This is a genomic window from Wolbachia endosymbiont of Culex quinquefasciatus Pel (assembly GCF_000073005.1).
GTDB lineage: Bacteria > Pseudomonadota > Alphaproteobacteria > Rickettsiales > Anaplasmataceae > Wolbachia.
In genome coordinates this window covers 24,860-41,264 of record NC_010981.1, presented here as the reverse complement: position 1 = coordinate 41,264, position 16,405 = coordinate 24,860, and the positions used below count along the sequence as shown (strand labels likewise).

Below are 16,405 nucleotides of genomic sequence, written 5' to 3'. Positions count from 1 at the left end.
TACAAACTTAACATAATTTAGTCATAAAAATATCATTATTAAGTCCTATATAAGAACAAATTTTGGCACTCAGTGAATCTTTTTTAACTAACTATGAACTTGATTAATTGGAAAATAAATTTTACTTGCTTTTACAATACCTTAAAATCTAATATCACTTTATCAGCAAAGATATCACAATAGGCTAGTATGTTCTTCACTCTTTTCCTCAAAATATTACCTATTTACATTACAATACTTATTGGTTACTTAGCAGGAAGATATCTTAAAATTGATAGAAATACTATATCTCAAATACTCTTTTATATAGCTAATCCAATAGTGATTTTATACGGAGTATCTCATACAGAAGTTAATTTAAAAGTAATTTCTCTGCCGATTTTGATATGGTTTATAGGTAGTACTATGTCCTTATCAGTGTATTATCTTTCTTCTTTTTTATTTAAGGACAACACGAGAAACATATTAGCGTTTAGCTCGGGCAGCACAAGCATGGGTTATTTTGGTCTACCGATTGCCATGGCTTTATTTGATGAAGATTCAGTGTCTGTGTATGTTGTCTGTTACATAGGAATGGCACTATTTGAAAATAGCTTGGGATTTTATATAGCTGCAAATGGTATCTATACTGCAAAAGAATGCATATTAAAGTTACTCAAACTTCCTTCATTATATGCGATGATTCTAGGCTTCTTTTTAAGTATATATGATATACAAATACCCACTTTTTTGACGGATGTTATGATAAATATCAGAAGTACATTTATCACATTAGGAATGGTGCTGCTTGGAATAAGTATTGCACAAATTACAAATTTTAAAGTAGATTGGAAGCTTGCTTTGACCACTATTGTAGCAAAGTACATATTCTGGCCGTTATTTGTTTTGGGAATTGTCTTACTAGACAAGCATGTTACAGGTATATATGATGAAAGCATCTATAAAGCACTGATGTTACTGGCTATTATTCCAATTTCTGGATCCAGTATAATACTTGCTAATATTTTAAATTACCAACCAGATAAAGCTACTTTATTGCTCCTAATTAGTACTGCAGTGGGACTATTTTATGTTCCACTTATAATATCATTATTTTTTACTAAACTTGTCCCTTTTTAATCAAAAATTTAAGCGCTAGGCCTATTCACAAAACTTGAATTTAGACTAGACTTCTTGGATAATCATAAAAGAAACTAATCCTTTTTTTCCTCTCCTTTCTTATTTTTTTACACAGAATAGGAAGTTATCAATTGATGGAATTTTCGCAATAATGTCAATAGCAGTAAGATTTCCTACACCTTTTAGCAGGTCTATAGTTGAATTTGGATGTTCTATGAGCAGCAACAAATAAATGTAACTTGCCTTTTTCTATATGATGCTATTAACCGAATAGGTATTCGTTTGACATTTCCATATCTTTGTTATCATTAGTAATACTAAAGGGAAAACTAAACTTAATAAGATTTGGAAGCATATTGTTGTTCTATGATTCACGTAATGCTGCTATGCCTTCGTTGCAGACGTTGTCATAAAGTAAATTAAATTCTTTAATATTTGAAAAACTACTACCCCTTAGCGCACTCATTAATATTATTCCACTTTCAACATCAATATCATTAGAAATTAAATCAAGTTTAATAAGATTTGGAAAGTTACCATTCTTTAACAATTTAGTGATTGCTATTGAGCCTTCTGCGCCAATAATGCTAGAAGTTAATTTACACTCAGTAATATTTGGAAGATTAATATTCTCTAATGCTTCATTTAAAACTTCTCCGCACTGAGCATCAATATAACAATTAGATAAAGTCAAGCTTGTAATATTTTGCTTTTTCTGTAAAAAGTTTACTAGCTTTTCCATATATACATATAGATTATTTAACTCTAAGGTGTTACTATTAACATATTGATTAAAGTCAACTTCCATGGTTTCTGTAAGTTATAGAGCTGCTAATTATAGCATAAATTTAAATAATTGTCAACCTTATGAACAACTAACTTTACTTCTTTTTAACCTGATACCTATGCTTTGTTTCAAATTTCCATCAAAAAGTAACATTACCCCCTCCAGTCAACCTTTCTGCTTCATTTCGTGAAATCAATGCCTCAATAAATTCATCTAGTTCACCTTCTTTTATAATCTGTTCTAGTCGATGTGAAGTGAGATTAATTCTATGATCTGTTATTCTTGATTGTGGAAAGTTATAAGTTCTTATACGTTCAGAGCGATCTCCAGAACCAATTTGGCTTTTCCTCATTGTTGACCTTTCCATTTCTTTTTTTTGTCTTTCAATTTCGTATAGCCTTGCTCTCAACACTTTGAGCGCTTTAGCCTTATTTTTGTGCTGCGATTTTTCATCTTGCTGTATTACAACTATCCCTGTTGGCAAGTGGGTGACCCTTACTGCGCTGTCAGTTGTATTCACTGATTGCCCTCCAGGACCACTGGATCTATAAACATCTATGCGTAAATCTTTTTCTTCTATTTCAAAGTCAACCTCTTCTACTTCAGGTAATATTGCAACAGTAGCTGCGGAAGTGTGCAATCTTCCTGAGGATTCAGTTTCTGGCACTCTTTGTACTCTGTGCACCCCTGACTCAAATTTCAGTCTTGCAAAAACTTCTGTTCCATTAATGAGTGCAGAAGCTTCCTTATAGCCACCTATACCTGTATTAGAAATACTTATTGGCTCAAACTTCCAATTTCTTCTTTCTGCATATTTTTGATACATACGAAATAACATCGCTGCAAATAATGCTGCTTCTTCTCCGCCTGTGCCTGCTCTAATTTCTAATATTGCATTTCTTGAGTCATCTTCATCTTTGGGTAATAATGCCAACTTTAGTTTTGCTTTTACTTTCGGTAATACTATCTTTTGCTTCTCAAGAAGTTCTTCTTTTGCTAACTCTTTTATATCACCATCGCTGTTCTCATCTTTCATGATTTCTTCTAAATCTGAAATTTCCTCTTTTAATATATTATATTCATCGATTATCTCGATAATTGGTCTGAGTTCAGAGTATTCCTTTGAAAAACTAACGAATTCTTTTTGACTCAAATTGGTAGGGTTTTCCAGATTTCTCTCTACATCAGAAAACTTTTTTTTTAAGTCTTGTAAATTATTCTCTATATCCATATAGTACAGGTCTAGTTTTCAGCTGTTTAAGTAAGTAATATATACTGAAATAAAAAATTTCTTATATCAAGCAATAACACTATAATTGTCTCGAATATTTCTACCTAAGTATAATGGCAAAACAGATAACATCAATCTGCAGCTTCATATTTGGAGCTTCAGACAAAAAATCATTACCAGATGAGTCGGCTCCAGAGATTGCATTTGCTGGTAGATCAAACGTAGGAAAATCAAGTTTAATCAACTTGCTGATAAACAGCAAAAAAGCTGCAAGAGTTTCTTCTAAACCTGGATGCACTAGACAAATAAATTTTTACTCTATGTACAATGATAAGTTTAGGATTGTCGACCTACCGGGTTATGGCTATTCTTGTGCAAGCAAGGAAGAAGCAGTACAATACTTAAACCTAATTGAGTACTATCTAATTCACAGGAGAAATCTAAAAAGAGTGTTTGTGCTTATAGATAGCAAGGTAGGATTAAAAGAAATAGACAAAGACTTTGTTTATTGGTTAATATGTAATAATATTAACTTTAATATTGTGCTAACAAAAATAGATAAAGTGAATCAGGAAAGTCTAAATGCTATTCTAGAAAATACTCAAAAGTGGGTTAATAATGAACATGTATCAATTCATCAAATAAGCATTCGTGTTAAGCATAAAATCACCAAGGTAAGAGATGAGTTTTTCAAATTTACAAGATAAAAAAATGAAAAGTGATGAATCTTTAAATGGTAAGATGCCATTGAAGGAAAAAACAGAAATATTATTTGAAGTTCTGTCTAACATACCTAAATTTGTAGGCGAAACTTTTATCATCAAATGCAGCAGTGTAATAATCTCAGATGAAACGCTGCTTAGTGCTTTTGCGCATAATGTTGTTCTGTTGAAACAGCTTGGTATAAATCCGGTAGTAGTTCATGACGGAGAATATGAAATTAACTTAGTGTTAAAAATGCTAGATATGAATGATAAGTTTATAAATGGTGTCAGACTTACAGACAAAAGCACTATGAAAATCATTGAAATGGCACTGTGTGGTTCAATTAATAAAAAAATTGTTCAGCATATAAATTCTGCTGGTGGTTCAGCTATTGGACTATGTGGAAAAGATGGCAACCTCATAAAAGCTGAAAAGATAAGCACTACGCTTAGGGAAAATAGATTAAATAATATTGAAAAAATACTAGACATGGGATTTATCGGTAGACCAACTGAAATCAATCCTGATATATTATTCTTTATTGAAGAATCAGATTCTATACCAGTTATTGCACCTATCGGTTATGGAAAAAATGGAGAAACATATCATATTGATACTGATAGCACTGCAAGTGCAATTGCACTTGCAGTTTACGCATCTAAAATGATAATCTTGAGTGATACAGATGAAGAAATAAACAAAGTTGGCAATGGAAGAGTCTTGATTAAAAATTTAAAAGAATCGATTGATTGTGGAAAAATTAAAGGAGAAAAATTTGTTGAAAGGCTTATGTCATATACTAAAATGGTAGAAGAATGTGCAGGGGTTGTTCACATAGTTGACGGTAGAGTACCTAACATTATACTTGATTTATTTACTGAGAATAATTCAGGTATATCAATAATGGATGATTAATAGCTGTACTGCTTATAACCATATGAACATTGAAAATTTGGGAATAGCTTATGTCAAATTCCTATTCTCTTTTCCAGTTTTTTAGGTTTTTTTTTCTTGCAAGCATAATAGTTTCGTATACATAATGAAACCAAATGGTATTTTTAGCTTGATAACAGAGGAAAATAAAGAGGGCTTGGGTGTAACACTCAAATAATGATTTACCTTATGGATACCGCTAGAAAAGTTGACTAAGGTATACAATTCTCTCTGCATCAAGTTACTCAAGATATCGAATCTACAAACGCTTTCGATTGAGTGTGTTTGATCAATTTGAGTGCTTTAAATGAAAGGCGAAAATTGAGCATACTACGCCTCTGTACACAGTATCTTTAATGCAAATGCCCATGTGATTCCATAGATAATCTCTGTTTTTTTATTTTATCTGTCCATTTATCATTTTCTATATCTTGTTTGTTGGTTGCTCTTTTTTCTTGCTCAACAATTGCCTTATCTATCTTCTGATGAATTGCATCAATTGCATTAATTGCATTTTTTTCTTTGTATACTTCGCTTTTTCCTTCAACAATTAAATTGGTAAAAATATTTACAACAAACTGCACTTGATTATGATTAACCTGACCTTTTATCGAAGAAGGTAAAGAGTTTAATTCCATCAATACTTCTGATGCTGTTTTATCTTGAGTGGAAAGCCCTAAATTATCTGCTACTTCACTTATTAATAACTCTCTGTTTTCTTTATTATCTTCTAATTTAGTATAATCACGCAGTAGATCCATAACTGCAGATACTCTGACTTCAATAATATCATCAACGTCTTCACCTCCTAGAGCAACTCCTGATTCCAATAACTTCTCTCTGAGGTTTTTGCTTAAAAGATTAATAAATTCTTCATTTGCATCTGATCCTATGGTTGATATCGTACCATCTAAATAGTTATTTACTTTGATTTGAGTACCTAAGTCATGCTCTATTTGTATTTTTGTCTCATATTTAAATCCTAGTTCTGCACAGAATTTCTGAAAATATTCTTTAATAATGTCAAACAAGCTCTTGCCATTATCTTTATAGTTTTTTAGCTCTTCAGGAATAGTAAGTGATAACTTACCTTCTTTATATATTATACCATTTTTGCTATCTTGAGATTCAAGTGTGAATTCTAATGAGCTGGATAGGTCACATATTTTCTCTTTTGGATTGTTAAGCGTGGTTATAGGCATTGCCATATCAGACTTCACTTTTATGTGGTTGTGATCAGTGCAGTAAATGTTTAGCGCTTTTTTAGGACTATGTGGAATCAAGCTACAACTACTGAGTGCTGCATGAGATTCATTAAATATACCAGCTTCATACCCTGCTTGATTACAATTGGTGACTAGCTCTTCTAAAATAGCATTACTTGGAACTTCTGCCCCAGCGTACCTGAACATTTCCTTGAAAATTTCCTTTGCTAATGCACGGTAATCTTTTTTGGAGAATAGATGATAAGAGCTTCTCCCTGCGTTATAAAATCTCTCAAATTCCTTTCTATATTCATCAATTTTTTTTTCATCAGCAACTGTAGGGCTATTACAATGATTTTCCCAAACTTCAGATAGTCTATCTTGATCAAGCTCCTTAAGTACTGGTTCCATAAAAGCTTTACCTTCTTCAGAGAGGTTATCAAAATTATCACGGTTAAAAATCTCATTTTTATAATCTTTAGCTCCTTCCTTAAATGCAATAATAAAATTTTTATCTATTTCTTTTTCATTAATAATAAAATTCATTCTTTGAAAATCTAAGAACATTGTTTCACCGGAATTCGCTAATTTATTATCTTGATCTGCTCTTAATTTACTAAAATTGAATTCTTTAGCTGTGGCCTTTAATCTAACTACCGGACTCTTCTTTGCCTCTTTCATAATTAACACCTTACTATAAATATGCTGTAAGTTGTACCATATAATGATGAATAATTTTATAATATATAAAAAAGTCGATAGTCTATTTCTTTATTTTAGGGATATAGGAAAGGCGTAGATTTCTCTTTTCATTTGTAGCATGCTGCATTAATATTTACGTATTAATCTAGAAAATAGTGATGAATAATATTGTAATTGTTGGTCTGCAATGGGGTGACGAAGGCAAGGGTAAAATAGTAGATTATCTTTCTGAGAATGCAGATGTAGTTGTGAGATTTCAGGGAGGAAATAATGCAGGGCACACTATAGTAATAGATGATGAGGTTTATAAATTAAATTTACTGCCCTCTGCTGTTTTGAGAGCGGACAAAATATCTATTATAGGAAACGGTGTTGCTCTTGATTCACATGCTCTAGTCTCAGAAATAGAGTCATTGAAAGTTAAAGGAGTAGACGTAAACTATAACAACTTGATGGTATCCGAGAGCTGTCCATTAATACTTAGCGTACATAAGGACAAGGAAAAGCTATTTGAAGATTTAAACGGAAATCACAAAATTGGTACAACAAACAAAGGGATAGGGCCATGTTATGAAGATAAAGTTGGCAGGAGAGCTATACGCCTTTGTGACTTAGAAAACACAGATGAGCTCAATCAAAGAGTGGATGCTCTCCTGAGTTACCATAATGCTATCAGAAAAGGACTTAACTACCAGGTAGTTAAAAAAGAAGAAATATTAAAGGAAATTCAAGAGATTTCAGAAAAAATTCTTTTATATAAAAAACCTGTGTGGAAGATACTAAATGATTTTATGAAAGAAGGTAAGAAAATAATATTTGAAGGCGCTCAAGGCGCATTTTTAGATATCGACCACGGAACTTACCCTTTTGTTACTTCAAGTAATACCGTAGCATCGCAAGCGATAACAGGCTCAGGATTATCCTACAATGCTCAAATTATTGGTGTAGCAAAAGCGTATACAACAAGAGTGGGTAATGGTCCATTTCCTACTGAACAAAATAACGAGATTGGAGACAGCTTATTTTCTATAGGTAAGGAACTTGGAACAGTAAGCAATAGAAGAAGGCGCTGCGGATGGTTTGACGCAGTTTTAGTGCGCCAGGCCGTACAACTCTCTGGAGTTTCAAGCATTGTATTAACCAAATTAGATATTCTTGATTCTTTTGATACTATTAAAATAGGCACTGGTTATAAGTATGGCGGAAAAATGTATGATTATTTACCCGCATCACATTCAATACAAAAAGAATTAGAGCCAATATATGAAGAATTTCCTGGTTGGAAAGAGAAAACTCAAGGCAAAAGGTCAGTTAAGGAATTACCTGCAAATTTGATGAAATATGTGAGAAAAATAGAAGAATTAATAGGTGTACCAATTCATCTAATTTCAACTAGTCCCAATAGAGAGGATGTTATTAAGCTTAAAAATCTATGAAAACGTCTTGTTAACTTTTATCTAATAAAAAACGATACTTGTGTGACTTCAAGCAATCTATTATGCAAAGTAGCAGCGTAAACGTACAGTGAGCAGTGTGATTTTTCTTAAATACATGTTGATTGTTATAATATAAACATAGTTAAAGGAGGCGTATTATGATTGCAGGTTTGACTAAGGGAGACAAAGCAGTAAGAGCGGAAAAAACAAGTGATCAGCCGAGAGAACTGTCAGTTGCAGAATATGTAGTTAAGTCAATACATGACTTGCAAAAATTGCATAATAGATTATGTTCATCACAAGGCAACAATTGTGTTAATGATAGAGAGAAGTTTGTCCAAGATAGTGATGGGCTTGGTATATTTCAATTTCTCAAAAGCTATATTAATGATGCAGAAAAAAATGAGCCTTCCATTAAGAACCTTACTATAATGAAATTTCTTCGCTCAATTATAGAAGATAGGGAACTGTATAAAAAGTTATGCAGTTTCGATGATTTTCTCGATTGTGAGTTAGAAAATTTGAGAGATAAGATAAGCTTATTAGCGCTTTTGAGAGAAAAGATGGACTTTGCTGATATACAAAAAGCTTATGATAATTGGCGTTTTAATGATCTAATAGGTGATAATGATTTTAAGCGAATGTACGTGGATCAAGCAGTAAAAGAAAGAGAAAAGCCTGTTAATGAGGACTTTGAGAAAAATATAGGTAAATACATAGAGTTAGTAAAGGAAGGAAAAGAAGTTGCAAGTAGGTATTTTGGAAAATGGAAAGAGGACTTTCAAGTTTACTGTGAAGAAATTGACAATAATAATAAAGTTTTGAATATTAACCTTACTCATTACGACAATAGTGAGCCAACAAAGATTAGTGACGTTTTACAGCAAGAGAAAGATATTAAAGAACTGAATATCTATTGCAATAAAAAACATGAAATACACGCTCGTAAAAAAGATAAGAAAAGATATTATGAATTTAAAGAAGGTGCATATTATGAAATGACAAGCACTTGGCCTGCAAAAGATGGATCAGGAATGTGTACCATGATTATGAATGTGAGTAGAGATGGCATAACTGAAATACTAAAATTTAATGGTGAAGATTTTGTTTCATCGAAGGAGATTCTAGAATTAATAAAGCAAAACGATGAATTATATATTCAAGGTCTCTCCTTATACGATGCTGTAATGGAATCACTAGAAGAGAATAGGGCTACTCCTATTAATCTTTACAATGAATCTATGGTGGCTTATCAAGGTAAGGAACCAGAGGGGAAGTTAGATCATAAAGTTGATACTGATAATAGCCTTCCTTCTTCTCCTTCTATTAATAGCAATGCATTGGAAGCCAATTTACAGCACACTGAAACTCAACCAGAAATTGCTTCACAACAAATAACTGATTTACAAAACAGTTTTAGAAAAGAAGAGCGAAAAAACACGGAATTGCAAACTGAACTGGCACAAAAAGATGAAAAGTTAGCAAGTGTGTTAGCAGAGTTACAAGAGAAAGCACAAGAACTTAAAAATGTATGTGAAGCAAAAGGAAAGCTAGAGGGTAAGCTAAAAGGTGTTAATACAGAAAAGAAGGAGTTAGAAGACAAATTAAAAGAAGCAGCACACATAATGAAGGAAAAGGAGCAGTATATAAGCAATTTAAAACTTCAAGTGCAAGAGTTGAAAGATGAGTATAAAGCACAATTGGAATCTTATGAACAAGGGATATGCAAACTAGCATGGGAAGTTGAAGAGTTAAGAAGCAAGCTAGAGTGTGAGAATGAATGGGATGATAAAGTTGTAGAAATAGCTGATGGACTGGGAGAAAAAATTCATGCTGATGAACAAAGAAGCCTCAATAATCAATTTTATACTCCAACAAGAAATATTTTTAATGAGACTAATAATGAGTCTTGTGTTCCACTGGAAGAAAAGATGACGTTACTCAGATCTTCAAGCTCTGATGGCGGATATGGTAGTGATAATGGTTTATCTTCTAACATGAGTTCTATTGAACAAAGAAGCTTCAATCATCAATTTTATACTCTAGCAGGAAACGTTTTTAGTGAGCCTGATAGTGCCTCACAAAAGAAGACAGAGTTATCCAGATCTTCAAGTTTTGATAGTGGACTTGATAGCGATGAGGAAAATTGTGATAATGATTTATCTTCTAAAATAACTTCTATTGAGAAGGTAGTAGAGAGTAGAAGCGTAGGTAGCTCGCTTTCCTCTTGCATTGTTAAGGAGATGATTGGAGTTAAGTTGCAAGAGCAATACTCAAGTAGAGTATAAAAATCTCCTGTATTGATAATAATTTAAAATCTATAGTAGACTGAAAAAGATTATTAAATTATAATACGACAATGATAAAAGAAGACAAATCAAAAACAATTTTTGAAGTGGAAGGGGCAGTAACTGCTTTACTACCTGCAGCAGAATTTAGAGTGAAGCTGGACAATGAACATGAGATTATCTGTCATGTATCAGGAAGAGTGAGAAGAAGTAAAATACGTATTATTATAGGCGATAGAGTGTTAGTTGAGATGAGTATTTATGATAGGAATGCAAGAAAGGGTAGGATAATAAAAAGGCTAAAGTGATAGAACAATCTCTAGATAATCTTATTCTTGCTTCATCATCAGAAAGGCGAGTAGCCTTACTCAAACAAATAAATATTAAGCCAGGTTTGGTTTTGCCAGCAGATATAGATGAATCGCCTTTGAAGAAAGAACTGCCAAAAGATTACTCAATCCGTATGGCAAAAAGTAAAGCCGAGAAAATACAAAGTGCAAATCCAAATTACTTTGTGCTTGGTGTGGATACAGTTGTTGCTTGTGGTAGAAGGATATTGCTCAAAGCTGAAAACGTTGAACAAGCAGAAAAATGCGTTCGCTTGTTATCAGGAAGAAGGCATAGAGTATACACCAGTGTGTGTTTATTAATTCCTGATCAATCTAAACAGCATATTAGGACTGTAGTTACAATAGTGAAATTTAAGCGTCTCAGCGAACAAGAAATTAAATATTATTTAGCATCAGAAGAGTGGAAAAACAGGGCAGGGGGATGCAACATACAAGGCCTTGCGGGAATGTTTGTATTATTTTTACGTGGTTCTTACTCTTCTGTAATAGGGTTACCATTACATGAAACCAATTGCTTGCTAAGTAATTACTTTAACCTATACTAATACCACTGTCCTTTTTTTGTTTTTCTTCAGCAATAAGTTTAGCCCAGATTCTATTTCTATTTGCTAATGCAATTCTATTGCGATCAGGACTATCATTGCATTCTGTTAAAGTATCTTTTCTTTCCTCTTCTACTATTCCAGCTTTCAGTTGTGCTGCATCTTTTTCTAGCAATTTATATAGTTCGCTATTTTTGTCTATAGTCAGATTAGTATTATCATTTTCTTGTTCTGCTACTTTTCTTTCTAATAACTTACGTACAGGGTCATATTTTTTACCTTCTTTTACTTCTTTCAACATACTTTCTGAGAATAAATCTTTAGTAGCCTGGTCTCTCAATCCTTTATTCAATTTTTCCAATGTATCTTTTGGTTCAATGGTTTCTAATTTCCTCTCTAATTGTTCAGGATTTACCTGAAAATTATCGTGGCTAGTGTAAGTTGGAGATGAGTAACCTGAGTCGTTTATTTCTTCCTCCGCTGCATTGTCTTTTAGCAATCCAGCTGCTAATAAATGTTCTTTTGTTTGTTCACTCATTTTCTTTTGATTTACTGGTTTTAGCGGGAATTTCTGAGTTTCTTTATCCAACCTACTGGTAAATTCCGTAAGTAGGGTATAATCTCTTTGTTCAACATTCATTAGGCTCGCTTTTAACTGTCCAGAATTTACTCGAGATTGTTCATGATTAGAGTGAGTTGGAGATGAATAGCCCGAATCGTTTGTTTTTATATCTGTTGAGCTGTATTCTAGCGATTCATTTTCTTGTTCGGTTTCTTTTTGTTCATCGTTTCCTCTTTCTTCGTTTTCCTTAGCGCTAAGATAATCTTTTTCTTGTTTATAATCTGATTGAGGTTTTGAAAGCGTTATATACTCATCTTCGTTATCGCTCCAACCATCTTCGAAGTCAGAAAATTCTTCACCATACTTACTTGCACTACGTAATAACTCATTTTTTGCTTTCCATGCAAGAATCGAAGCTACATCATTTAGTGATTGCTTATTTCCAGTATTGCTTGATTCTTTAGCGTTTTCATACTTAAATGCACCTTTAACTTTTTTGAATGCAACGTCTTGTGCTGCTGCAGTGCTTTCATTAGTTGTAGGATCAAAAATTCCACCTTTTTGCCGATTATTAGATATTTGCTCACTTTCATCTGATCTTCGGCTTCCAGATGCAGTATATCCAAACGTAGTAAATGTAGACTGCCTATCGTTTTGATTTTGGCTTACAGATTTGGTGAAAGCAGTACTGTTTGAATGATCAGAATATGGAGAATTGTAGTTATTTCCACTATTAATCCGTATTGGCTGATACTCACCTTTTTGCTGATTATTAGGTAATGAACTAGTTCTAGTTGGCAGTGACGGTGGAATCTTTTTAGCAGATGCGTTATTAGAATGTGTAGTGCTAGTCGTTGCATGCTTAAACTTAACTTCTTGATCTTGAGTAGCTTGAACGCCAACACCTTTACTAATATCATTTTCTATGAAAGTTTCAGATGATTGTTGATTCTCTTGTTCTTGTCCTTTCTCCTTGAATTGTATTTGATATAGGAATAAGCCACCTATTTTTACATCTGTGTTTGCTTTTAATTGTTCCTCAGTAACACCATTACGTTCAGTGAGATCTACACCATCTTTATCAATCTTGATTTTGATAGTACATTTTTTGCCATTTTTGTCATGCCAATTCAAAGTCATTTCATATGAACCATCGGTTACAACATAATGCCTTATTCTTTTCTCTCCTTCTTCGGCAACAAAACCGTGCATTCCGCTCTTTCCATCACTATGCAGCGTTGAAAATCCCGAAATTCCTTTCTTCTGACAAAAGTCACTATTTAAAAACTCGCTGATTTTAAACTCTTTTTTGTCATCTCCCAGTGTAATACTTGCGTGATCGCCATATATTGAAACTCCTGCGATATCATCAACATACTCTTTTAACCTTGCTTTAACTTCACTTTCAAGCTTTTGTTCGGCTTTCTTTATCTTGTTCTGCTCTGGAAGAATAACTTCATAAGCTTTATTTTTGTCTTCATCTGTCTCCAAATTCCAGACGGAGTGCTTTATTAGAAACTTTACTGCATTAAAACCAACTCTGGAATTATAAATTGGGTCGTCTTCCTTTTTTATTTCATCGAATAAAGTAAAAAATCCTCGAATGAATTCATGATATTGTTGTGTGCTTTGAGTATTCATATTTTCCCTCACTAATAACCCTCTGCCTTTTAGCCTTAGCTAGTACAATTATTACGGGAATTGATTTAGTTTTTATTAAAGAAGTTGTATTGCTAACGTGATGACATGAGCTATTTTATGTTCACATCAAGCAATTTAAGTTGTCATTCCAGTCTGGAATCTAGATTTTTCTAGACTTGATCCTATAGTCAAATTCATAACTACAAACGTTATAATATAAGAGTAATTTTCACCAAAAAGTATGTCATTCCAGCGCGTGACACTGGGATGGCTTTGTTGCACCACTCAAGGAAAGAACAGGCAGTTACTGATGGAATTTGTTATAAAATAGATATTTAGCCGACAAAGGAAAAATATGCCAATAAGAATGAAAGTCAGTAACTGCAATGAATATAACAAATTTCTTCAAGAAAGGGGAAATGTTTTTCATTATATCAACGATGCCATTGAAAATTGGTACGAAAATAGTCCAAAAGTAGCAGGTGGCAACAATGTCTACAGCGACAAAGTAGTGATTCTAATTCACATAATAACCTATCTATTCAGGATTGGTCTTAGGCAAACAGTGGGATTTATAGAGAAATATCTTGAGCAAATAGGGAAAATTTTGCAAATTATCAGCTATTCGCAGGCTTCAAGAAGGTTTAAAAAGCTTAATATCAAAATCAACGACTGCAGAGTTGATAAGAACGATATGGAAGATATTGAAATTGCTATAGATAGTACAGGTATCAGCATCTACAATAATATTCCAAGCCATAGTAAGGCAAATGGTACAGATAGAAAGTATCGCCGCTATGAGCAAACAAGATGTAATGCTAGAGATAGGTAGTAAAAAAGTTATAGCTGCAAAATACAGTAGTGGAGTTTATTCCGACCACTATGGAGCCTGTGATCTTATTGAAAGAGTGGATACCAAGTATAACATAAGCACGATATATGCAGATAGATCGAAAGAAGTTATACAAACTGTGCGATGAGCTTGACATAAAGACAAGGATTCCTCCGCAAAATAATGCAGTAGAGCATCCAAAGTTGGATTATATGAATGAGAGAAATTCTACAATCAAGCTCATAAAGTCATATGATGAAGATGGTATGAAGAGGTGGAAAAAAGAGATAAATTATTGGAAGAGATCTTATATAGAAAGTTTTTTCTCGCGACTGAAGCAAATATTTGGATTTAGTTTTAGGAATAAATCTGAGATTAATCGTGAGAAGGAACTGCTACTCAAGTGTTATTTGCTTAACAAATTTACTGAAATAGGCATGGCTAAGTTTGATATAGCTTCATGAATTTATTATACATTACCCACTATCCGAAGAGCTGTGCAACAAAGCCCACTGGGATCCAGTCGCACTCAGTTAGTGAGCATAAAAGTATTATGTTAAAACATAAAATTTTTGATGAAGTTCATGAAAGGCTGGATTCCAGACTGGGATGACAACTTAAAATATTGCTTTAGCTCTGTTTTTGCAACTTCAGGTATTTGCTACTCATAGTAAATACTTCTGGATCTTGAGAAGTGAGCTTGAGTATAGCAAGTATGTTTATGAGTAGCAAAGCAGCAATTGAAATATCAGCGATATCCCAGAGTAACTTAACTCCACCAATTGCACCAAATGGAATGATTAAGGTAAAAACTACAGTCCAGATTTTGGTGTATTTATTATCCATAGATACATAGCGTATTGTTTGTTTTGAACAAAAAAACCAAGTAAAAATAGTAGTAAATGCAAAGCAAAACATTATGGTCATAATAAAATAGTCAATATAGGGCCAATTCATAGCTTTTCTAAAAGCAAATATGCATATGTTAGTGCTCTCTAAATCAGTAATCCAAGAATCTGTGACAAGCAGTACCATTGCTGTAATGAACACTATGAGTGCAACTATAAAAGGAGATATTATTGTGATTAGACTTTGTTCAATGATAAATTTATTGTTATTTTTTTTAGGAGTAATCGAGGAGTGTACAATTCCTTCGAGGCCAAGTCCTATATCTGTTGCAAAAATACCTCGCAGAGTTCCTACTTGAATAATAGTCAACATTTCTAAAATTAAACCTAAAGATAAGCCAGAGTTAAAGCTACTAGTTGTAAAAAAATTGCTTGTTATTAGTTTTAGAGAAGGAAGAATATTTTCACTAAACTTAAATAATATGATACCGCAAAGTGTGAGGTAACTTACCGTCATTATCGGTATCATAGCCGATATAAAAATTTTAATTTTTTTTAAGCTGAGAGCTGCAACAACAAAAAATATTATGGCCATTACAATGCCGCCAATGACTACAGGTATATCTACCATGCTGAGTGGTATTGATAGAGAATTTACCTGAACAAGGTTACCAACTGTTATTGAAACCATCATCATAATAACTAGAAACACAACTGTAGCTTTTCTAGAATTAAATGCATCAGTCATGTAGGCTACAGGTCCACCTATAAACCGTCCATTTTTTTCTTTTCTGGTTTTTATACTTAGGTAACAAGTAACATATTTTATCACAGAAGTAACAACAATAATTATTGCCATCCATAAAATGGATCCTGGTCCTCCGGTTTTTAGAGCAACAGCAGTGCCTGAAACGTTTCCTACTCCTAAATTTCCTCCTAAGATTGTAAACAGGGCGGCTATAGAAGAAAATTTATTTTCTCCTCTTTTAGCTCCAATAAGTGAAACGGCATACGGTAGTCTAAACACCTGTAACCATTTTAGTTTAACCGATAGGTAAACACCAGCAACTAGTATGAGTAGTATTGTTGGCAGTAAGAAAACAAACTTTACTGTATCCATCTGTAAAAGAGAGATTTTTACTTGAGTATATAGCAAAAGTTGAAAATACCCAACCTATTTTCTATGTATGACTTCGGTTTCATTATTCTAGCACCTCTTAATCT

12 protein-coding genes and 1 pseudogene are annotated in these 16,405 nt (G+C 33.0%); 8 read left to right on the top strand and 5 right to left on the bottom strand.

From position 1 onward, the window contains the following. Positions 1-189: 189 nt before the first annotated feature. Positions 190-1,119, top strand: a complete 930-nt coding sequence (locus WP_RS00210; RefSeq protein ID WP_007302828.1) for an AEC family transporter — start codon at positions 190-192, stop codon at positions 1,117-1,119. A gap of 364 nt (positions 1,120-1,483) precedes the next feature. On the opposite strand, the gene WP_RS00205 is transcribed toward WP_RS00210, so the two are convergent. Further along, positions 1,484-1,861, bottom strand: a complete 378-nt coding sequence (locus WP_RS00205; protein ID WP_007302827.1) for a leucine-rich repeat domain-containing protein — start codon at positions 1,859-1,861, stop codon at positions 1,484-1,486. A 184-nt stretch (positions 1,862-2,045) separates the two neighbouring features. Beyond that, positions 2,046-3,137: a peptide chain release factor 1 gene (gene prfA, locus WP_RS00200; protein WP_007302826.1), complete on the bottom strand. Its 1,092-nt coding sequence runs from the start codon at positions 3,135-3,137 to the stop codon at positions 2,046-2,048. Positions 3,138-3,250: 113 nt separating this feature from the next. Between prfA and yihA the strand changes: the two genes are divergently transcribed. After that, entirely contained in the window at positions 3,251-3,844 is a 594-nt protein-coding gene (gene yihA, locus WP_RS00195; protein ID WP_007302825.1) for a ribosome biogenesis GTP-binding protein YihA/YsxC, read from the top strand. Further along, a complete protein-coding gene (gene argB / locus WP_RS00190; RefSeq protein ID WP_007302824.1) occupies positions 3,819-4,757 on the top strand; it encodes an acetylglutamate kinase in 939 nt (312 codons plus the stop codon). The genes yihA and argB overlap by 26 nt, the downstream gene beginning before the upstream one ends. Before the next feature lie 371 nt (positions 4,758-5,128). Here the strand turns inward: argB and WP_RS00185 are convergent, their stop codons facing one another. After that, a complete protein-coding gene (locus tag WP_RS00185) occupies positions 5,129-6,661 on the bottom strand; it encodes a hypothetical protein (protein WP_007302823.1) in 1,533 nt (510 codons plus the stop codon). Positions 6,662-6,840: 179 nt separating this feature from the next. Between WP_RS00185 and WP_RS00180 the strand changes: the two genes are divergently transcribed. The 4 genes from WP_RS00180 to WP_RS00165 all read left to right on the top strand — a co-directional run bounded on the left by WP_RS00180 (position 6,841) and on the right by WP_RS00165 (position 11,301). Then, positions 6,841-8,118: an adenylosuccinate synthase gene (locus WP_RS00180; RefSeq protein WP_007302822.1), complete on the top strand. Its 1,278-nt coding sequence runs from the start codon at positions 6,841-6,843 to the stop codon at positions 8,116-8,118. A 158-nt stretch (positions 8,119-8,276) separates the two neighbouring features. Then, entirely contained in the window at positions 8,277-10,406 is a 2,130-nt protein-coding gene (locus WP_RS00175) for a hypothetical protein (protein WP_007302821.1), read from the top strand. A gap of 71 nt (positions 10,407-10,477) precedes the next feature. Continuing rightward, positions 10,478-10,714, top strand: a complete 237-nt coding sequence (gene infA, locus WP_RS00170) for a translation initiation factor IF-1 (RefSeq protein WP_007302820.1) — start codon at positions 10,478-10,480, stop codon at positions 10,712-10,714. After that, entirely contained in the window at positions 10,711-11,301 is a 591-nt protein-coding gene (locus WP_RS00165; RefSeq protein WP_007302819.1) for a Maf family nucleotide pyrophosphatase, read from the top strand. Before infA ends, WP_RS00165 begins: the two co-directional genes overlap by 4 nt. Here the strand turns inward: WP_RS00165 and WP_RS00160 are convergent. Continuing rightward, positions 11,288-13,501 (bottom strand): hypothetical protein, encoded by a 2,214-nt coding sequence (locus tag WP_RS00160; RefSeq protein WP_012481723.1) that lies wholly within the window; start codon positions 13,499-13,501, stop codon positions 11,288-11,290. The two genes, WP_RS00165 and WP_RS00160, sit on opposite strands and share 14 nt — an antisense overlap. 355 nt (positions 13,502-13,856) lie before the next feature. On the opposite strand from WP_RS00160, the pseudogene WP_RS07910 reads away from it, so the two are divergent. Further along, positions 13,857-14,797, top strand: a pseudogene (locus WP_RS07910) (IS5 family transposase). Positions 14,798-14,963: 166 nt separating this feature from the next. Here the strand turns inward: WP_RS07910 and WP_RS00145 are convergent. Then, positions 14,964-16,301, bottom strand: a complete 1,338-nt coding sequence (locus tag WP_RS00145; protein ID WP_007302817.1) for an alanine/glycine:cation symporter family protein — start codon at positions 16,299-16,301, stop codon at positions 14,964-14,966. Between the last annotated feature and the right edge of the window lie 104 nt (positions 16,302-16,405).